Source organism: Streptomyces sp. NPDC017890 (assembly GCF_044328675.1).
GTDB lineage: Bacteria > Actinomycetota > Actinomycetes > Streptomycetales > Streptomycetaceae > Streptomyces.
Map to the genome: position 1 here is coordinate 67,698 of NZ_JBIRHU010000006.1, position 19,021 is coordinate 86,718.

15 protein-coding genes are annotated in these 19,021 nt (G+C 72.1%); 8 read left to right on the plus strand and 7 right to left on the minus strand.

Translation table 11 applies throughout. The features are described from left to right. Positions 1 to 65: 65 nt before the first annotated feature. The 3 genes from rsgA to ACH4F2_RS09795 form a co-directional block, all read right to left on the minus strand. Positions 66 to 395: a GTPase RsgA gene (rsgA, locus tag ACH4F2_RS09785; protein WP_398132163.1), complete on the minus strand. Its 330-nt coding sequence runs from the start codon at positions 393 to 395 to the stop codon at positions 66 to 68. A 520-nt stretch (positions 396 to 915) separates the two neighbouring features. Further along, the gene (locus ACH4F2_RS09790) at positions 916 to 1,350 is read right to left on the minus strand and encodes a VOC family protein (RefSeq protein ID WP_398132164.1); all 435 of its coding nucleotides are present in this window, start codon (positions 1,348 to 1,350) and stop codon (positions 916 to 918) included. A gap of 184 nt (positions 1,351 to 1,534) precedes the next feature. Further along, entirely contained in the window at positions 1,535 to 1,825 is a 291-nt protein-coding gene (locus tag ACH4F2_RS09795) for a hypothetical protein (protein ID WP_398132165.1), read from the minus strand. Between the two features lie 536 nt (positions 1,826 to 2,361). Between ACH4F2_RS09795 and ACH4F2_RS09800 the strand changes: the two genes are divergently transcribed. The 3 genes from ACH4F2_RS09800 to ACH4F2_RS09810 all read left to right on the plus strand — a co-directional run bounded on the left by ACH4F2_RS09800 (position 2,362) and on the right by ACH4F2_RS09810 (position 4,982). Continuing rightward, positions 2,362 to 3,552: an NAD(P)/FAD-dependent oxidoreductase gene (locus tag ACH4F2_RS09800; RefSeq protein ID WP_398132166.1), complete on the plus strand. Its 1,191-nt coding sequence runs from the start codon at positions 2,362 to 2,364 to the stop codon at positions 3,550 to 3,552. Between the two features lie 10 nt (positions 3,553 to 3,562). Further along, a complete protein-coding gene (locus ACH4F2_RS09805) occupies positions 3,563 to 4,501 on the plus strand; it encodes a sigma-70 family RNA polymerase sigma factor (protein ID WP_398132167.1) in 939 nt (312 codons plus the stop codon). A gap of 232 nt (positions 4,502 to 4,733) precedes the next feature. Then, entirely contained in the window at positions 4,734 to 4,982 is a 249-nt protein-coding gene (locus ACH4F2_RS09810) for a hypothetical protein (RefSeq protein ID WP_398132168.1), read from the plus strand. A 108-nt stretch (positions 4,983 to 5,090) separates the two neighbouring features. Here the strand turns inward: ACH4F2_RS09810 and ACH4F2_RS09815 are convergent, their stop codons facing one another. Then, on the minus strand, positions 5,091 to 8,528 hold the full coding sequence (locus ACH4F2_RS09815) for a phosphocholine-specific phospholipase C (protein ID WP_398132169.1): 3,438 nt from the start codon (positions 8,526 to 8,528) through the stop codon (positions 5,091 to 5,093). 114 nt (positions 8,529 to 8,642) lie between these two features. Further along, a complete protein-coding gene (locus ACH4F2_RS09820) occupies positions 8,643 to 9,740 on the minus strand; it encodes a winged helix DNA-binding domain-containing protein (RefSeq protein ID WP_398132170.1) in 1,098 nt (365 codons plus the stop codon). 404 nt (positions 9,741 to 10,144) lie between these two features. On the opposite strand from ACH4F2_RS09820, the gene ACH4F2_RS09825 reads away from it, so the two are divergent. Both ACH4F2_RS09825 and ACH4F2_RS09830 read left to right on the plus strand, forming a co-directional pair. After that, the gene (locus ACH4F2_RS09825) at positions 10,145 to 12,829 is read left to right on the plus strand and encodes an erythromycin esterase family protein (protein ID WP_398132171.1); all 2,685 of its coding nucleotides are present in this window, start codon (positions 10,145 to 10,147) and stop codon (positions 12,827 to 12,829) included. Positions 12,830 to 12,924: 95 nt separating this feature from the next. Continuing rightward, positions 12,925 to 13,941 carry a phosphotransferase family protein gene (locus ACH4F2_RS09830; RefSeq protein WP_398132172.1) on the plus strand — a complete coding sequence of 339 codons (1,017 nt, stop codon included), beginning with the start codon at positions 12,925 to 12,927 and terminating at the stop codon, positions 13,939 to 13,941. Positions 13,942 to 14,038: 97 nt separating this feature from the next. Here the strand turns inward: ACH4F2_RS09830 and ACH4F2_RS09835 are convergent, their stop codons facing one another. Both ACH4F2_RS09835 and ACH4F2_RS09840 read right to left on the minus strand, forming a co-directional pair. After that, entirely contained in the window at positions 14,039 to 14,413 is a 375-nt protein-coding gene (locus ACH4F2_RS09835) for a VOC family protein (RefSeq protein ID WP_398132173.1), read from the minus strand. A gap of 132 nt (positions 14,414 to 14,545) precedes the next feature. Next, on the minus strand, positions 14,546 to 15,889 hold the full coding sequence (locus tag ACH4F2_RS09840) for an APC family permease (protein ID WP_398132174.1): 1,344 nt from the start codon (positions 15,887 to 15,889) through the stop codon (positions 14,546 to 14,548). 248 nt (positions 15,890 to 16,137) lie between these two features. On the opposite strand from ACH4F2_RS09840, the gene ACH4F2_RS09845 reads away from it, so the two are divergent. The 3 genes from ACH4F2_RS09845 (at position 16,138) to ACH4F2_RS09855 (ending at position 18,977) form a co-directional block, all read left to right on the plus strand. Further along, complete coding sequence (locus ACH4F2_RS09845; protein WP_398132175.1) at positions 16,138 to 16,452, plus strand: DMT family transporter; 315 nt, start codon at positions 16,138 to 16,140, stop codon at positions 16,450 to 16,452. A gap of 313 nt (positions 16,453 to 16,765) precedes the next feature. Then, positions 16,766 to 17,677: an NAD-dependent protein deacetylase gene (locus ACH4F2_RS09850; protein ID WP_398132176.1), complete on the plus strand. Its 912-nt coding sequence runs from the start codon at positions 16,766 to 16,768 to the stop codon at positions 17,675 to 17,677. A gap of 250 nt (positions 17,678 to 17,927) precedes the next feature. Then, complete coding sequence (locus ACH4F2_RS09855; protein ID WP_398132177.1) at positions 17,928 to 18,977, plus strand: pentapeptide repeat-containing protein; 1,050 nt, start codon at positions 17,928 to 17,930, stop codon at positions 18,975 to 18,977. Positions 18,978 to 19,021 lie beyond the last annotated feature (44 nt).

Consider the following 19,021-nt stretch of genomic DNA (forward strand, 5'->3'; position numbering starts at 1 on the left):
CCCTTTCCGTCATGCCTTGCGGTGGGAGAAGTGGTTGGTGGCGCGTCGCAGGCGCGCGATGTCCTTCATGGGCAGGCTGCTGTTCGGCGCGCGGGCGCGCGTCGGTGCGGGAGTCGGCGTAGGCGTTCTCGCGCCGTCCTGCGGTCCGGGCCCTCGTCCGCATGGCGCAGGCCCGGAGTGTCGAGCAGGACCCCGCCATGGTGCAGCGCCGGCAGCTCCCGCCATGCGGTGCTGTGCCGGCCCTTGCCGTCGCTGTGGCGTATCACGCTGGTGGCCGGGCGGTCCTCGCCCAGCAGGTGGTTGCCGAGGCTGGCGCCGCCCTTCCAGGCCAGGGCGGGCGTCCGCTCGATCTGTCCGTGCCCGAGCGGGTCGGCGAGCGAGACGGTCACCGCCACGATGTCGACGTTCGTGCCAGTACCTGGCCGTCGGCCCGCGACGGAGTGAAGGAGCGCTCGCGATCCTCGTCCCAGCCGTGGTGGGCCGGAGTCAGAAGGCGCGCAGGAGAAGAGCGCGCAAGCTGGTGTGGAACGGGTTGATGAAACAACGTGGAGACCCTTGAGAAGGGGCCTCGCCGGACGGCAGGCGTGCCGGGTTCTCCTCCCACCGGGGAGGAAGGCAGGCGAGGGTCAGGACGAGGCCCGGGAAGTGAGGATGATCCGGGCACCGCGCACAGCGGTGGTCTCCACGACAGTCATCAACTCACCTCCTTCGATCTCCGTAGGCAACCTGGTCGTCGCTACGCCGGTCACACTAACACCCGCCGTGGACGCCGGTGCCGCTTGGGCGGAACGTCAGGGACGCAGAGCCGGCAGACGCGGGTGCCGGGGAGGCCGGCGGCCGCCCGCGTGGTGGCCGTGATGCGGGCGACACCCAGCAGCAGAGCGTCTTGCAAGACGGCCGGGACCTGGGACGTCCCTACGTTGTTCCGCCCGACCGGGCGAGTCCTTTCGCGGTCTGGTTCTGCGGTGCCAGGGTGCGCAGGACGCAGAACTCGTTGCCCTCGGGGTCCGCCATGACCACCCAGTTTCGGTCCGGGCCCTGGCCCACATCCGTGTTGGTGGCGCCGAGAGCGAGCAGTCTCGTCACCTCGTCCTCGGTGCTGCCGTCGATCGGGCTGACGTCGAGGTGAAGCCGGTTCTTCACGGCCTTGCCCTCGGGCGCCTGGATGAACAGCAGGGTGGGCGGCATCTGGCGGGCGCGAACGTCCTCCACGGTCGGCACCCAGGAGCCGATCTCGACTTTGCCCTCGCTCCGGTCGATCACCTCGAAGTCCAGTACCTCGCACCAGAAGGCCGCGAGTCTTTCCGGATCGTGACAGTCAACGGCCAACTCGGTGAACCTACTTGTCATGACTCTCCCAGATAGTGCGGTCCGGACTCAGAGTATTGGCCCGCGCTGCCCTTGTCCTGCTCCTGTTCGAACACGAGGGTTCACTGAGGGGAAGCTTCCTCACGAAGTCGGCACTCGTCATCGAGGCGTCCATCCAGGTCCCGATCTGGCGGACCCGGCGGGTGGCTCCGAGGTCGGCCTGCCATCAGGCGCCCGGCTCGGACAGGGTGCGGGTGTCGGTGTTCGTGTCACCGTCCAGGGCCGGGCCCGCGGTGCCGGCCGCGTCGGTCGAGGACTTTGTGGCCGTACCCGTGCGGGCGAGGTCGGTGCGCAGCTGCCCGACCGGCCCGCCGTGGGCGCCGGACCGGGCGGCGACGGCGAGTGCCGCTGCGGGCAGCCGGTCCGGGCCGGTGTGGTTGTCCGTCATGGTCGTGCCCGGCTGCGCTCCCTGGGCGCAGATCGCGCCGCCGTCGTGCTGTGCGTGGGCGACCTCCATGACGTCGGTGATCCGGTGGCGGTCACCTTGTTGGCCCGCAGGACGGAGGTCCTCACCTCGGTCTGGTTCCAGCCCCAGCCCAGGGATGTCCCGGAGTACGGAAGGTGGCTGAGGGTGTTGTACTCGATGGTGAGTTCCGCCTCGTAGCCCGCCCGGATGCCCACGCAGTCGGTGTGCTCCTCGCCGGTGCGGGTGTCGGTGTTGTACGCGATCGTGTTCCGTTCGCCGGCCGGCGTCTCCTCGGAGAGCGGTCAGTGACGCTGGAGTGCTGGGACGGCACGACGGCCGAGGTGAGAAGAGGGCCCGCGCGTCGCGTCCGTGCCCTACGCGAGGACTGCGCACACCGGCCCTCGGACGGGTTGTCCGGCCTCGTGGCCGCCGGCGTGATCCAGCCGACCTGGGCCCGACCGGGGCGAGCGCCTGTCGAAGGCTCAGCCGCTCACCACAGTCGAGTGACCCGCGTCACACGCGGCTTCTGTCAGCAATCGGGGCGCCGTCTCGTTCAAGGGGCACGCGAACGAGACAGGAGCAACGCCATGAAGCACCGCATCGTCGTACTCGGCGCCGGATACGCCGGGGCCTTCGCCGCCGGGAACCTGGCCCGTCGGCTCTCGCCCGCCGACGTCGAGATCACCGTCGTCAACGCCGCGCCCGTCTTCGTCGAGCGGATGCGGCTCCACCAGCTCGCGGTCGGCCGGGACCGCGCGCCCCGCGAGCTCGCCGACGTGTTCGCGGGCACCGGGGTGCGACTGCGCCTGGCGCGCGTCACCGGCATCGACCCCGAGCGCCGGACCGTCGCCGTGACCGGCGACGACGGCGAGGGGGAGCTCGCGTACGACACCCTTCTCTACGCGCTCGGCAGCTCCGTGGCCCACCATGGTGTCCCCGGCGCGGCCGAGTACGCCTTCGACGTGACCGGCCGGGAATCGGCGCTGCGGCTGCGCGAGCGCCTGGCCGGCCTGGGCGGGGGCGGCACCGTGCTGGTCGTCGGTGAGGGGCTGACCGGCATCGTGACCGCCACCGAGTTCGCCGAGTCCCGGCCCGACCTCTCGGTCGCGCTCGCCGCCGGCGGCGAGCTGGGCGCCTGGCTCTCCCCACGGGCCCGCCGTCACCTGCGCAGGGCATTCGACCGGCTCGGCATCACCGTCCACGAGCACACCCGCGTCGAAGCGGTCGAGCCGACGCGGGCGATCACCACCGACGGCACCTCCGTCCCGGCCGACCTGACCGTGTGGTCGGCCGGCTTCGCCGTGCACCCCATCGCGGCCGCCGGCGGACTGCAGGTCGCCGAGACCGGCCAGATCGTCGTCGACCGCACCATGCGGTCGGTCTCGCACCCCGACGTCTACGCCGCCGGCGACTGCGCGTACGCGATCGGCGACAACGGCCGGCCACTGCCGATGTCCTGCGCGTCGGCCGGCCTCACCAACATGCAGGCGACCGCCGCGATCATCGCGCGCCTGACGGGCGGCGAGGTCCCGGCCGTCGGGCTGAAGTACCACGGGAACCACATCAGCCTCGGACGGCGGGACGCGATCTTCCAGATGGTGGACGAAGACGTCCGGTCCAAGTCCTGGTTCCTCGGCGGCCGGACCGCCGCGCGGCTCAAGTCGGGCGTACTCAAGGGTTCCGAGTGGGGCATCGCCCACCCGACCTTCGGCATGCCGAAGCGCGGGCGCCGCCTGGCCACCGGTCCTGACCGGGCCGGTGTGAGGGCCGCCGCCTAAACTGCTCCGCATGGACAGCGCAGCCATCGATCGGTTCGAGGCCAGCCGGGGCCGGCTGGCCTCGCTCGCGTACCGTCTGCTCGGCTCCGCCGCCGATGCCGAGGACGCCGTACAGGACACCTTCCTGCGCTGGCAGACCGCTGACCACCAACGGATCGAGGTGCCGGAAGCGTGGCTGACCAAGGTCGCCACCCATCTCTGCCTCGACCGGCTCCGCTCGGCGCAGGCGCGCCACGAGCGAGTGGCCGGTGCCTGGCTGCCCGAGCCGCTCCTCGAGGGCGACCCGATGCTCGGCCCCGCCGACACGTTCGAGCAACGGGAATCGGTGTCCTTGGCCGTACTGACCCTCATGGAGCGGCTCACACCGGTCGAGCGGGCCGTGTACGTCCTGCGTGAGGCCTTCTCGTACAGCCACGCCGAGATCGCCGGGATCCTCGACATCACCGAGTCCGCGAGCCAGCAGCACGCCCACCGGGCCCGGGTCCGGGTCACCGCCGAGCGCCGCCGTGGCCGTGAGGCCGACCCCGCGTCCGCCCGCCGGGTCGTCGAGGAGTTCCTCGCCGCCGCCGCGTCGGGGCGCACCGAACGACTGGTGGCGCTGCTCACCGACGACGTGACGGCGGTCTCGGACGGCGCCGGACTGGCCCGGCGGCTGCTGCGGTACCAGACGCCCGAGCGCGTCGCCTCCTTCGTGCGGGCCGGCTTCAAGCCCACTCCGGCGAAGCGGCGGCTGGCCGGCGGCTCGCCCGCGATGCATATCGCGCGGGTCAACGGCGCCCCGGCCGTCCTGGCCGTGATCGATGACCGGGTCGTGGGCGCCGTGGCGTTCGGCGTCAGCGACGGCAAGGTCACATCCCTGTACGGTGTCGCCGCCGCGGACCGGCTCGCGCGCCTCACCGAGGCCTGGCGGCGGCACGAACCCGACGCGCCGGTCATCGAGGCGTGGTGACCCGAGCCATCGGACGGCGCCCGGGCCGACGGGCTGTCGCCGTCACCGCCGCACCGACCGGTCCGCGCCCTGTTCGCGCAGGCCGCTGTCTGCGGCGTCGAGCGGTGCGGTGCGGAGGTCGTCCTGCACAGCATTGATGCCCGGTCCACCTGGGGCTGCTGGTGGGAGCTGGGGCGTCGTACGGGGTTCGAGCGCCCGTGCGCCCCCGCGAGCCCCTCCCCGAACTGCGCCGGTGCGGCGCACGGTCGACGGCATGGGGGACGCCGAGGAACTGGAGTGTGCGGGCCACGAGGACGGTAGCGGCTGCCCGTACGGGGTGGTGCTCGTGATCGATGCCCGCGTTGTGGAGTACCGGTGCGACGACTGCCGGCACTACTGGGAGCTGGACGAGACGGAGCCCGGCCGACGCGCGAGACAGGACGATGCGCCGACCCGGCCGATGGGGGATCCGGGCGAGGCCGGGCACGGGAGCGTGGCGTAGACCGATGGCGTGTCGCCTACCGACACACAAGACCGTTCCTGAGCGCGCCGGCCGAAGGGTGGTGGCAGGCCTGGCTCGGGCCGCCCGGTGCGGCCCGAGCCGGGCGGGTCAGGCGTCGGTGATCGGGACCGTCCCCAGGCGGACGTTGTCGATCGCCCAGTACCAGTTGTTGCCCGCGTTGAAGATCCGGAAGGCCACCTTCGCCGATGCTGCCCCGGCCGGGACGGGGCAGGAGAGCCGGACGAGGCGGTTCTCCTGGTCCCGGCCCTGGTTGGTGTTCCCGGAGGTCGCGCCGCTGTAGTGGAGCAGCCGCACCTTGTCGCCGGAGTCGAACTCGACGGTGACCTCGGCCTCCTGCGGGCTCTCCTGCCGGTAGTGGGAGTCGAACCCCAGGTGCAGGGTGGGGGTGCCGGACGGGACGGCCACCGCCGGGCTGGTCAGGGTCGAGTCGAACCGGCCGCGGGCGGACGGGCCGCCGGTGTCGTCCCAGTCGTCGGGGTCGGTGACGGCGACGATGCCGAGGGCGCGGGTGAAGCCGGGGCGGTTCTGTCCGGCAGGGAACCAGAACTGCTTGGTCATGAGCGTCCAGCCCTGCAACTCCCGCGTGCCCTGCGGCATGTCCGGAGCGTTGGTGACCGTCCAGCCCTCGGGGACGTTCCGGGTCCAGCCGAGCAGTCCGGGGCGGCTGAGATCGGCGGCCCGGGCGAGCGCGGGGGCGGCGGACTCGAAGTCCTCCGCGAGGAGGTAACCGGTCATGACGGGGCCGGTTCTGACGGGCAGGGACGCGGACGCCTCCGTACCGCTGCCGTTCAGCTTCGCCGTGACGGTCGCCCGGAGCGTGTCGAGGACGCGCGCCGCCGTGACGGGGGCGACGACCTCCCAGGCCAGGGTCGCGTTCGAACGTGCCGGAACCGACGTCGGCGCGGTGCCCTTGGGAGTGGCCTGCCAGCCCTGCGGGAGGGCCGGCACGGCGGCCAGGCCCGTGAGGGCCGTGCCGGCGGCGTTGACGACGGTGGCCGTCACGGTGGCCGCCCGGCCCGGCGACAGGACGGCGCCGTCGGTGCCGGGTGAGCTGGCCGGACCGGTCAGCGTGACGCTGAGGGCGGGCACGACCTCGATCCGCATGCGCGCGTCGGCGAGCCTGAGCAGCCCGTCGCCCTGGGCGTGGGCGGCGACGGCCAGCCTGCCTGCGGTGGCGTTCCGGGCGGGCGTGACCGTGAAGCGCACGTCGGCCGAAGCGCCGGCCGCGAGGGTTGTGGGGGAGGTGCCTGCCCGTTGGACCGTCCAGCCGGACGGGGCGGTCAGCGCGGCGAAGAGCCCTTCGAGCCGGTCTCGGCCGTCGTTGCGCACGGTGACGACGACATCGGTGGGGTTGCCCTGTGCGAACGGCGTGTCCAGGGAGGGCTGGGGCTCGGGCAGGCCGATGGTCGCGGCCAGTGCCGGGGCCGTGCCGGTCGCCGGGTCGGTGACGCCGGGCCTGTGGTGGGACTGGCGGCCGGTCATGCGGCGCAGGAAGGCCGGGGCGTCCCGGTCGACGACCACGATGTCGTACCAGCCGTGGTCAGGCAGGCGCAGCCGCACCGTGCGGGACGCGCCGGGCCTGAGGGTGACGGCGCGTACGCCGTCACTGTGCCTGTGCGAGTGGACCGACTCACCGACGAGGAGTCTGCGGGTGCGGGAGGAGGGGTTGGAGCAGACGACACTCACGTGGGCGGCGCCCTGCTGCTCGGAGAGGAACGCCTCGGCGCCGGTGCCGGTGCCCCGCAGCTCCCACACGGACCAGCCCGGACCGTGCACCTGCAGGTCGTAGCCGTCGGCGCCGTACTCGACCGTGTGGTCGGCTCTTTCGCGCGCGGGCACCGTCCAGGTGCTCGGGGCGGTGCCGTCGCCGGAGTAGGCGGTGAACCAGGCGGCGTCGGCGCCGTCGTTGCCGAGCCGGAGGCGGACGCCGGTACGGGTGACGTCGGAGCGCAAGGACAGCCGGTAGGGGGAGGGACGTGTGCGGCGGGTGCCGGCCTCCTGCTCGGGGAGCGACTGCCGCTCCGGTGGTACGGGGTTCCAGCGGCCGACCGCGTCCGGTACCGGGCCGGGCTGCTCGACCTCGGGCTGCCGGTAGGGACGGTGGAAGTCGAAGGCGGCGGTCAGGTCGCCGAACACGCTGCGGCGCCAGGCGCTGATGTTGGGCTCGTGGACGCCGGTCCACTTCTCGAGGAACCGGATGACCGAGGTGTGGTCGAACGCCTGCGAGCTGACGAAGCCGCCCACCGTCCAGGGCGACACGATCGTCATCGGCACGCGCGGGCCGGGGCCGACCGGGCTGCCGTTGGACCAGTCGTCGTCGTTGCCGGAGGCCGGCCGCGGCGCGACCGGGGCGGGTACGTGGTCGAAGTAGCCGTCGTTCTCGTCGAAGTTGATGAACAGCACCGTCTTCGACCAGGTTTCCGGGTCGCTCGCGAGGGCGTCGAGGAGGTCGTAGACCAGGTTGGCGCTGCCGACCGGGGTGGAAGTGCTGGGATGCTCGGACAGCGCCGCCGTCGGGACGACCCAACTGACCGCCGGCAGCGTGCCCTTGTCGATGTCGGACCGGATGCGCCGGACGAGGGTGTCCGGCTCGGAGCGGTAGGCGCCCCGCAGGAACAGCCGGCGTTCGGCCTCGGTCAGTGCGTCGACACCCCGCTGGAACTCGGCCAGCGCGGTCTCGCGCTGCTCCGGGGTCCTGCCCCACAGGCTGTCGTAGAACTGCTCGGTGGTCGAGTACTGTCCGCTGACCCCGGCGAGGATCTTCCGGCCGATCTCCTTCCAGGGCCGGAAGTACTCCACCGCGTTGTCGGTGAAGTTGTCCCACTCCTGGTAGATCTGCCAGTCGACGCCGGCCGCCTCCAGGCGCTCGGGGTACGTCGTCCAGGTGTATCCGGCGTGGCGGTGGTCGTAGGCGGCGTTGGTCAGGGCCCGGTTGACACCGTCCGGCTCGTAACCGGTGGTGCCGGTCCACAGGTAGTTGCGGTTGGGGTTGGTCGAACCGTAGACCGAGCAGAAGTAGGAGTCGCAGATCGTGAAGCGGTCGGCCAGTTCGTACTGGAGCGGGATGTCACGCCGGTCGTAGAAGGCCATGGTGCTCTGGGTCTTGGCGGCGACCCAGTCGTTCCACCAGCCGTTCCCCCGAGCCTGGACGGCGTCCCGGAAGGCGTGCGGGAGCGAACCCAGGTACTGGATGTCGCTTTCCGGGCGGCCCGCGTCGAGGGCCGCCCGGCGGGCCGAGAACGGCAGGACCTCGCCGCCGCCGGGCCGCGGCTGCTGGAAGACGCCGGCCCCCGAGGGCAGCCTCAGGGGCGTGCGGTCCCCGAAGCCGCGCACGCCCTTGAGGGTGCCGAAGTAGTTGTCGAAGGAACGGTTCTCCTGCATCAGGACGATCACATGCTCGACGGCACGCAGGCCGCCGCGCGGCATCGGCGCGGCCATGGCCCGGTGCAGCGAGGGGGGCAGGAGGGAGAGCGCGGCTCCACCGGCGAGGGTGCCGAGAACCTTGCGGCGGGAAACGTCAGACATGACGGGGACGTTAAAGCGCTTGTACCTGACAACATAACCCTGTGCAACGGATTTTCGCCGGCCGTTCACCGCGCGACATCGACTGTTCCGTCGCCCGTACGCCGGGCCAGGGCCTCAGCCGTCGTCGTCGGTGATGCGTACGCGGTCGATGCCCTCGTCCAGGAAAGCGGTCAGGGCCCGGGCTTCGGTGTGGACGGCTTCTCGCTCCGGCGTGGACAGGGGGCGGAGCGCGGTGATGTGGAGCTCTTCGTCCTGCACGGTCCAGGTGGCGGCGACGCGTCCGTCGACCAGGACGGCGCGCCGTCCGGCGACGGACAGGCCGCGGTGGGCATCGTCGATGAGGCGGCTGCGGTCGTGGTAGCCGAGGATCACGTTGTCGAATGCCGGCAGGAACCGGACGGGTGCGGGAGTGTCCGGGTGCGGGCGCGGGGCGTCGGGCAGGTCGAGGAGCACCCGGCCGCGTTCGTCGCGGAAGGCGACGAGTTCCTCGCGGATCGCCTTGACCGCGGCGGTCAGTCCGGCCAGGCCGCACCAGGAGCGGAGGTCGGCGGTGGCGGCGGGCCCGTGGGCGGCGAGGTAGCGCCGTACCAGTTGTTGCCCGGTCGGGTCCGTCTCGTCGGGGGAGGGTGGGTCGATGTCGCGCCCGAGCCAGGTGGCCAGGGGCAGGTTGCGGACACCCGCCTTGGTTCGCCACAGCCCTCGGGGCGGGAGTTGGACCATCGGGACGAGGGCTGCGACGAGCAGCTCGCCCAGGACACGGCGCGGGGGCGTGGGCCAGCGGTCTTCCACTGCCTGGACGAGTGCGGCCATGGTGCGGGGCTGCTCGTCGGCCATGACCGCTCGGCCTGCCGCGGCGACCTCCTCCACGTCGATGCCGGCGAGTTCGCGCCGGTAGGTGGCCATCACCCGCTGTCGCAGCATGGTGTCGTGGCGGGCTCGCCAGGTCAGCGCGTCGTCGGCGGTGACGAGGTGGACGGTGCGGCGCATCAGGTGGGTGCGCACGACCTCACGGCCCGTCAGCGCGTCGTCCAGATCACGCGGGTCGAAGGCCTGCAGCCGGGACCACAGGCCGATGAAGGGCTCCTGGGGTTCTTGTGCCTGCATTCCGCACAGGTGCGCCACGGCGTCGTGGACGGAGGTGTCCGCGCGTTCGAGCAGGTACTGGCGGGCGAGGGTGGCGCGGTTGAGTGCGCGTGGGTCCAGGACGGTCATGGCGTTCTCAGGCCGCGGCACGCTCGCCGGCCGGACGCCGGCGCGGGACGGGGTGGGAAGGCGCGGGAGTGAGCAGGAGACGGTGGGTGGTGGTCGTGACGGACAAGTCCGCTCCTTGCTCTCGGTCGGTCACCGGGGGCCCGGGGCATTGCTCCCCGGCGGCTCTTGTCCCACCGTCGCAGGGGTAGCGGACAGCCAGTGTCCTGATCTCCGCCTTCACGTCTGCCCGGCATCCCGGATCATCCGCACGCGGGGCCGGCCCACTGAACATCGCCGAAGCGCCCGAAGCAGCACCGCGAGGGCTCGGGGCAGGACGTCGGCCGCCCGTCTGCCTGCCTGCGGCGTTGCTCCGCCCGGGTGACACGCGGAGCGCGGCCCGAGGCCCGGACGGAGATGCTGGCGTCATGGCACCCTCCATGACCAGGCGGCTCGCCGTCGCACTGCTCGTCTGTCTGGCCGTCGTCCCCGGGACGGTCGCGGCGGTCCCGGTGGGCGGGGGGTCCGGAACCTCGGGTGAGCCTCCCACGTCCACCGGTGACCCGCTGACGGCGTTGGAGGAGGCCGCCCGCCCTCTGCGCACCACCGAGCCCTCGGGTCCGCTCGAGGACCTGCGCCCCTTCGGGGAAGCGGTCGGTGACGCCGTGGTGGTCGGCATCGGCGAGGCCGCCCACGGCTCCCACGACTTCGTCACCTTCCGGCACCGGGCGCTGCGGTACCTGGTCGAGGAGAAGGGCTTCCGCTCCTTCGTCCTGGAGGCCAACTGGAGTGCGGGGCTCCGTCTGGACGACTACCTGCTCACCGGGCGCGGCGACCCCGTCCGGATCATGTCCGAGGAGTTCCGGAACGCCTTCCTGCTGCTGCACAGCCAGGAGTACCTGGACATGATCCGCTGGATGCGCGCGTACAACGTCGCCCATCCCGACGACCCGGTCAGATTCGCCGGCGACGACAACGGCTACGCCGGCCCGGAGCTGTACGACCGGGTCGTCGGCCACGTCCGTCGCGCCCACCCCGGCCTGCTGCCCGCCGTCACCGAGCTGTACCGGGGACTGCGCCCCACCGTGCCCGTCGACGCGTGGATGCGCGCCGCCGTGGCCGAGCCCCTGGACGAGCGCCGCGCACGGGCCGAACGCACCGGACGCGTCCTCGGACTGCTCCGCGCCCGCGAACCCGCCGGGGCGGAGCAGGACCACGCCTGGGCGCTCCAGCACGCCACCGTCATCGACCAGGTGGCGCGCCTGTACGCCTTCGACCTCTCCGACCCCCGGAACGGGCCGGAGGCCATGGCCCACCGGGACACCGCCATGGCGGAGAACACTCTGTGGTGGCACCGCCACACCGGCCACCGACTCGTGCTCGGCGGGCACAACAGCCACCTGTACACCAGGAGTTCCACCCCCTCCCTCCCCCGCCCCCAGGGGTCGGTGCTCCGGGAGCGACTGGGCGACGGCTATCTGGCGGTGGGGCTCTCCTTCGACCGGGGCGCCGTGCACGCCACCGCACAGGGCCTGCAGAACCCGGCCGACCAGGACGTCGGACGGGTCGAGGTGGAGCCCGCCGCCCCCGGTTCGGCCGAGCACGTCCTGGACCGGGTGGGCCACCGGAACTGGTACGCCGACCTGCGCACCGCGCCGCCCGCCGCCCGTGCCCTGCTGGACGTCACCCGGCCCAAGCGGGAGATCGGCACCGACTACCCGCCGACCGGTGACCAGGTCAACCTGCTGAGATCGGCGGACCTGGTGGTGCACCTGGACGAGATCCGGCCGAGCCGGAGACTCGCCCGTGAAGCGGCCGAACAGCGGCCCCACGTGCAGGGGACGTCCACCGGCCTGCTGCCCGCCCTGGCGGAGGCAGCCCGTCCGCTGCGCACCGTTGAGCCCGTCGGCCCCTTCGACGACCTGCGCCCCCTGGGAGAGGCGGTGGGCGACGCCCGCCTGGTCGGCGTCGGGCAGGCCGTCCACGGCTCCCACGACTTCCTCGCCCTCCAGCACCGGGTGTTCCGGTACCTGGTCGAGGAGAAGCGCTTCCGCGCCCTCGTCCTCGAAGCCCCCTGGAGCGCGGGGCTCCGCCTGGACGACTACGTGCTCACCGGGCACGGCGACCCCGTCCGGATCATGTCCGAGGAGTTCCAGAACGCCTACCTGTTCATGCGGACCGGCGAGGTGCTGGACCTGGTCCACTGGATGCGCGCGTACAACGTCGCCCACCCCGACGACCCGGTCAGGTTCGCCGGCAACGACAGCAGTTACGCGGGCCCCGATCTGTACGACCGGGTCGTCGGCCACGTCCGTCGCGCCCACCCCGACCTGCTGCCCGCCGTCAGGGAGCTGTACCGGGGGCTGCGCCCCACCCTGCCGGCCGGCGAGTACATGGTGGCCGCCATCGGGGAACCCCCGGCCGTGCGGCGGGAAAAGGCCGAACGCACCGGACGCGTCCTGGAGTTGCTGCGCGCCCGGAGCTTCGCCGGGCGCACCGTGGCCGGGGACGACCAAGCCCGTGCGGTGCAGAACGCGGAGATCGTCCACCAGGTCGCACGCCAGAACGCCTTCGACTACGACGACCCGGCCGACGCACGCGAGGCCCTGGCCCACCCCGACACCGTGATGACGGAGAACACCCTCTGGTGGCTTCGGCAGACCGGCGCCCGGACGGTGCTGGCCGCCCACAACGGCCACGTGTACCTGGAGGGCTACGACCCGGACTACCCGGTCATCCAGGGCGGCCTGCTCCGCCGCGCGCTCGGGGACGCCTACCGGGTCGTGGGCCTGGCTTTCGACCACGGCTCCTTCCACGCCACCGGCAAGGACGTCTCCGACCCCCGTGACGAGGACGTGAAGGTGTTCCGTTCGGGGCCGGTCGCGGCCGGTTCGGTCGAGCAGACCCTGGGCCGGGTGAGCCACCGCGACTGGTACCTCGACCTGCGCACCGCACCGCCCGCCGTCCGCGCCTGGCTGGACGTGACCCGGCCCAAACGGGAGATCGGCACGCACTGGCCCCGGGACCCGGACCGGGTCAACCTGCTCGGGTCGGTGGACGCGGTGGTGTACCTGCACGAGATCCGGCCGAGCCGCCTGCTTCCGCGCGGCTGATTCCTCCTCTGCCCCCCGTGCTCCCGCGTCTGGCCGGGACGGCGTCTCGCGCGGTAGGAATGGACCGTCGCATGGTCCGTTCGCAAGGAGTGCATGTGAGCCCGGTGCCCAGTCCCGCGGTGCTGCGCGCGCTGGCAGAGGTGCCGGTCGCACCGCACGAGGTGATCGAATGTGTTCCGCTGGCCGGAGGCACGTACAACTCCGTGGTGCGCGTCGTGCTGCGGGACGGCCGACGCTGGGTCGTGAAGGTGGCGCCCGCGACGGGCCCGCAATCCGCGCTGGGCTATGAGCTCGACCTGTTGCGAGGCGAGAGGACGTACTTCCGGGCCGCGGCGGACGGTGTTCCCGGCGCGCCGGTGCCTCACGTCGTTCGTGCGGAGACCGCCGGTGACCCGCCGGTCGTGCGCAGCCTCGTCATGACCGAGTGCCCGGGCCGGCCCTGGCACGACGCCGACCAGACCCTGGAGCCGGACGAACGCCGACGACTGCGCCGGGAGCTGGGTGCCCTGACGGCGCGACTGCATGCCGTCACGGGTCCGGTCTTCGGCTACCCGGCCCGCCCTTTCGGCCCACCGCACCCGACCTGGCGACAGACCTTCACCGCGATGACGGACGCCGTGCTGCACGATGCGACGCGGTTCGGTGCCCGGCTCCCGCAGCCGGTGCCGACCGTTCGCCGCATACTCGCGTCGGCGGGTGCCGCACTCGACGACGTCACGCGGCCGGCCCTGGTGCACTTCGACCTCTGGCAGGGCAACATCCTGCTCGCCGGTGCACCGGGCGCCAGAGTCGTCGCAGGGGTGGTCGACGGCGAGCGCATGTTCTGGGGCGACCCGGTCGCCGAGTTCGTGTCCCTCGCGCTGTTCGACGACATCGAGCACGACGACGCCTTCCTCGACGGCTACTCGGCGGCCGGTGGCGAGGCAGGCTTCACGGACTCCGTACGGTTACGGCTCGATCTGTACCGCTGCTACCTCTGCTTGATCATGCTGGTCGAGGGAACACCTCGCGGCTACTCGCGCGAGCAGCGGACGTGGGTGTGGAAGCACGCCGGCGGGCATCTGGCCAAGGCTCTGCACGCGGTGTCGGCAGCCGTGGCGGGAACACCGTGATGGCCGTGCAGCCGTGGGGGCCGACCGGGCAGGTTTGCGGCGAACGAACACGAGGCGGGCCCGGTCGGTGCAGCGGTGGCAGCGGGGCCCGATGGACTCAGTGGAGACAGAGGCAGAACGGATGGCCGGCCGGGTCCGCGTAGACGCGCCAGTTGGCCTCGGGGCGGAGCTGGTCCGTCCGCTCCAGCACGGTCGCGCCGAGGGCGAGCGCCCGCTTCTCCTCCCCGTCGAGATCGTCCACGTCGAAGTCCAGGTGGAGCTGTTGCGGGCGCTCCTGACCGGGCCACGCCGGCGGCTCGTAGCCCTCCACCCGCTGGCAGGCCAGCGGCGTCCCCTCGAACCCGTGCACCTCCACCCAGTCGGGGTCCTCCGGGTCCGCGACCACCCGGCCGCCGAGCAGGTCCGCGTAGAACTCCGCGAGCCGTACCGGATCAGCGCAGTCCAGTGCGACCGCCTGCAGCTTTCGAATCACTTCCGTCGCCCCTCGCCCTTCGGCCGCTTCCGCGGCGTCCCGTACGGGAGGTGTCGTACCCGCCGGCCGCGGCGGGCATGCGCGCCGGCACTCCCCCACCGCCGACGGCGTCACGGAGAAGGGCGACGCGGCTCATTCCTCGCCGCGTGCCTTCATCACCGTCCTGTTCAGCACCCACAGCCCGATACCGATGGCCAGCAGCACGCCCGCCCTGATGTAGACGTGCGCGGGCCGGTCGGACAGGGGACTGGCCAGGATCAGGGAGGTGACCGCGCCCAGCACCGGCAGAGCGGTCGGCGTACGGAAGTGCTTGTGCTCGACGCGGTCGCGGCGCAGGACCAGTACGGAGACGTTGACGACGGCGAAGACGCACAGGAGCAGGAAGGCCGTGGTGTCGCCGAGGCCCGCGATCTCTCCGGTGGAGACCAGGCCGATGGCGAGCAGGGACACGAAGACGATGCCGACGACCGGAGTGCGGCGCCGGGGAAGAACGCGGCCCAGGGCGCGCGGCAGGATGCGTTCGTTCGCCATGCCGTAGCAGAGCCGGGACGCCATCATGATGTTGATCAGTGCCGAGTTGGTGACGGCGAACAGGGCGATCAGCGCGAACAGCTTCGGCGGGAAGTCCAGCCCGCCGGCCTTGACGACCTCCAGCAGCGGGCCGCTGGAGCCCTCCAGCACGCGGTAGTCGACGAGCAGCGAGGAGACCAGGGCGACCAGGACGTAGATGGTCCCGGTGACGGCGACGCCGATGAAGATGGCGCGTGGAAACGTGCGTACCGGATCCTGGGTCTCCTCCGCCATGTTGACGGAGTCCTCGAAGCCCACGAAGGCGAAGAAGCCGAGGGCCGTCGCCCCCAGCACGCTGGTCAGCAGCGCGTAGCCGGAGCCCCCCGCCTGGAACTCGCCGAGTCGGGAGGGTTCACCGTCACCGGTGAGAACGGCCCAGGCACCGACGGCGAGGATGACGAACAGACCGGTCAGTTCGACCACCGTGAGGACCACGTTGGTCTTCACGGACTCGGACACTCCGCGCAGGTTGAGGGCCGCGAGGGCGAGAATGAACAGGATGGCGATGAGTGTGGGTGGGAAGAAGTCCGTGAACTCCGCGAGGTAGTCGCCGCTGAAGGCGCGCGCCGCCGCGCTCGCCGAGGACAGGCCCGAGCACATGACCATGAAGGCGACGATGAAGGTGAGGAACGGCACCCGGAACGCCTTCTGGGTGTACAGCGCGGCTCCTGCCGCCTTCGGGTACTTGCCGACGAGCTCGACGTACGAGGCCGCTGTCAGGACCGCCACGACGAACCCGATGACGAACGGCAGCCACAGCGCCCCGCCGACCTTGCCCGCGACCTGACCGGTGGTCGCGTAGATACCGGTACCGAGGATGTCGCCGATCACGAACAGGATCAGCAGTTTGGGACCGATGGCCCGCCGCAAAGGGGTGTCGTCCGCTCCGTCCGGCGAGGCAGTCACGTCTCTTGCGCCTGTGGTCACGCAGGCTCCCCCTCGAGGTCTCTGGTACTGGACAACGTCTCCCCTGCCCGGGGGGCCGGTGACTCATGCCCCGGCATACTGCAATCGGAAGCACGCCGGCGGAGCCTTCCGGCGCTTCCCGCGAACGGTCCGCGAGCCCGCCGTCTCCGAGGCGCGCGTACTGGCCCGCAGTGGTCGAATGGGCGTGGTGGATCACAGCCGGTGCGCGGGCAGGAGAGGTGAATGGCATGGCCTGGGTGGTTCTCATCCTGTCGGGAGTCCTGGAGACCGTCTGGGCGTCGGCTCTGGAGGCGTCCAGGAATTTCTCCCGGCTGTGGCCCTCACTCCTCTTCGTCGGCGCACTCGTCCTCAGCATGGCCGGGCTGTCGTACGCGGTGAGCGGCATTCCGCTCGGCACGGCCTACGGCGTGTGGGTGGGCATCGGCGCCGTGGGTACGGCCGCCTACGGGATGGTGTTCCTCGACGAGCCGGTGACGGCCGCGCGTCTGGTGTGCCTGCTGCTCATCATCTGTGGCGTGATCGGGCTCAAACTGCTTCACTGACCGTCCGGCCGCACAGGCGGCAGGTGTCCGGTCGCGCGCGTGAGTCGGCAACGGCCGCCGCCCCGGCCGGTGTTGCGCGAGGGGATGAAGCGAGGGGAAGAAGGGACGCGGGTCAGCTGTCCGGCTTCCGCCGACGGGCGGCGGGCGTCATGTGGTGCGCGCCGAGGGCAGGCCGCGCACTGTGGTGGCAGCCACCGGTGCAGACGGACACGCCGCGCCGGCCGGGCAGCAGCCGCGCGGGTGGCCCGCCGGCGCTGGTGGACGGGTCGCTGCCGCCCGCGCCTGAGGGCGGCCTGTTCCGTACCCTGGCGGCATGCGCATGCGCCCCACTCTGAGCTGGACCCCCACCGAGGACCTGCCGCCGGGTACCACAGATCTGGAGCCGGTCACCGAGGTGCTGAGCGCCGGCGGTGTACTGATCCTCAGCGGGGCGGGCCTCTCCACGGAGTCGGGCATCCCCGACTACCGGGGTGAGGACGGGAGTCTGAACCGGCACACCCCGATGACCTACCAGGACTTCACCGCCGACCCCCGGGCCCGGCGCCGGTACTGGGCCCGCAGCCACCTCGGCTGGCGCACCTTCGGCCGCGCCCGCCCCAACGCCGGGCACCGCGCCGTCGCCGCGTTCGGGCGGCACGGACTGCTCACGGGCGTCATCACCCAGAACGTCGACGGCCTGCACCAGGCCGCCGGCAGCGACGGCGTCGTGGAACTCCACGGGAGTCTGGACCGGGTCGTCTGCCTCTCCTGCGGCACCTCCAGCCCTCGCCGTGACCTCGCCCGGCGCCTGGAGGAGGCCAACCCGGGCTTCGAGCCGGTGGCCGCGGGAATCAACCCGGACGGTGACGCCGATCTCACCGACGCACAGGTCGGGGACTTCCGCGTGGTGCCCTGCTCCGTCTGCGACGGCATCCTCAAACCGGACGTGGTGTTCTTCGGCGAAGCCGTTCCCCCGCGGCGGGTCGAGCACTGCCGCGAGCTGGTCCGCGAGGCGGCCTCGCTGCTGGTCCTGGGGTCCTCACTGACGGTGATGTCCGGGCTCCGGTTCGTCCGCCAGGCGGCTCAGGAAGCGAAGCCGGTACTGATCGTCAACCGGGACCCGACACGGGGCGACCGGCACGCCCGCACGCGGGTCGCACTCCCGCTGGGATCAGCCCTCACCACCGTGACCGAACGGCTGGGCATCCCGGTCGACGGCCGGCCGACAGCCCCGGGTGAGTCGTGACGCCGGCAGAACGTCACCCGGGCGCACCGCACCGGCGACAGACGGCCGGCGCCTGCGGCCCTTCGTGACCCGAGCTGATCGGCCGCCCGGCCGTCCCTCTTGATCATCCCTCGGGAGCTGCCTAGGCTCCCGAACCATGGAAACGGGGGGACCGAATCACGGTCCGAGGGCTTCGGGCCGTGGGCCGGCCGGGCGGCGTTCGGTCGCTGCCGCCCTGGCCGGGGCAGCAGTTCTGGTCGTTCTGGGGACGATGTTCGTCGTCCTGCCGGCCGAGGTGGTCGATCACGACCTTGCCGGGTCGAGCGTTGCCGCGCAGGACCGGCTGAAGGCGGTGAACGACGTCCGTACGACGCTCCTGCAGGTACTCGCCGGTCTCGTCGTGCTCTTCGGCGCGTCCGCCACGTGGCGGCAGGTGCGGGTCAGCCAGGAAGGTCTGCGCGCCACTCAGGAGGGCTACGTCACCGACCGGTTCAGCCGGGCGGTCGACCAGCTCGGGAGCGACAAGCTGGACGTACGCATCGGCGGGTTGCACGCCCTGCGGCGGATCGCGGAACAGTCCGCCCGCGACCGGGACGCCATCATCTCGATCCAGGCCGCGTACCTGCGTACCCGTCTGCCCTGGCCGCCCGCCGGGCCCGAGTCGCCGGCGGCGGACGTGGCCATCAACGACATAGCACCGCTGGAGACGCGTGTCGCCGACGCCCAGGTGGCGTTGACCGGGCTCGGTTCCCTGTGCCGGCACCGGGAGGAGTCATGGGTCAATCTCAGCGTCACCGACCTGCGCCGGGCCGACTGCGACGGGCTGGGGTTTCCCGAGGTCAACTTCGACCGTTCCTGCATGGAGGCGGCGGGCCTGTACCACGCCAATCTGACCCAGGCCTCCCTGGTCTCGGTCAACCTGCGGCACGCCGATCTCACCACGGCGATTCTCCGACGGGTCCGTTGCGTTCTGGCCGACCTGCGGGGTGCGAAACTGGTCGAAGCCGATGTGCGCGACGCCGACTTCACCGAGACCGACCTGCGCGAGGCGAACCTGCGCAAGGCCGACGCACGTGGCGCGGTCTTCCACCGCGCCGACCTCCGCACGACCGACCTGCGCGGAACGGACCTGAGCACCGCCGACCTCGCCGAAGCACGCCTGACCGGTGCCCTGGCCAGCGAGCGCACCCGCTGGCCCGCCGGCTTCGACCACTCGGCCGCCGGAGTCGTCGACACCGAGGATCCCGGCCCCGAACCCTCGCCCCTGCTTCAGCCTCCGGGCATGACGTGGCAGGCCCCGCCGCTGCGGTCCACGCCGTGACCAGGGCCGGCTCGTTCGCGTCCGGTACTCCCCGCCCAGCGACT

Excerpts from the sequence above, each read along its gene's own strand:
- ACH4F2_RS09790 (WP_398132164.1), bottom strand. The coding sequence starts at position 1,350 with ATGACAAGTAGGTTCACCGAGTTGGCCGTTGACTGTCACGATCCGGAA.
- ACH4F2_RS09795 (WP_398132165.1), bottom strand. The coding sequence starts at position 1,825 with ATGGAGGTCGCCCACGCACAGCACGACGGCGGCGCGATCTGCGCCCAG.
- ACH4F2_RS09800 (WP_398132166.1), top strand. The coding sequence starts at position 2,362 with ATGAAGCACCGCATCGTCGTACTCGGCGCCGGATACGCCGGGGCCTTC.
- ACH4F2_RS09805 (WP_398132167.1), top strand. The coding sequence starts at position 3,563 with ATGGACAGCGCAGCCATCGATCGGTTCGAGGCCAGCCGGGGCCGGCTG.
- ACH4F2_RS09815 (WP_398132169.1), bottom strand. The coding sequence starts at position 8,528 with ATGTCTGACGTTTCCCGCCGCAAGGTTCTCGGCACCCTCGCCGGTGGA.
- ACH4F2_RS09820 (WP_398132170.1), bottom strand. The coding sequence starts at position 9,740 with ATGACCGTCCTGGACCCACGCGCACTCAACCGCGCCACCCTCGCCCGC.
- ACH4F2_RS09825 (WP_398132171.1), top strand. The coding sequence starts at position 10,145 with ATGGCACCCTCCATGACCAGGCGGCTCGCCGTCGCACTGCTCGTCTGT.
- ACH4F2_RS09845 (WP_398132175.1), top strand. The coding sequence starts at position 16,138 with ATGGCCTGGGTGGTTCTCATCCTGTCGGGAGTCCTGGAGACCGTCTGG.
- ACH4F2_RS09850 (WP_398132176.1), top strand. The coding sequence starts at position 16,766 with ATGCGCATGCGCCCCACTCTGAGCTGGACCCCCACCGAGGACCTGCCG.
- ACH4F2_RS09855 (WP_398132177.1), top strand. The coding sequence starts at position 17,928 with ATGTTCGTCGTCCTGCCGGCCGAGGTGGTCGATCACGACCTTGCCGGG.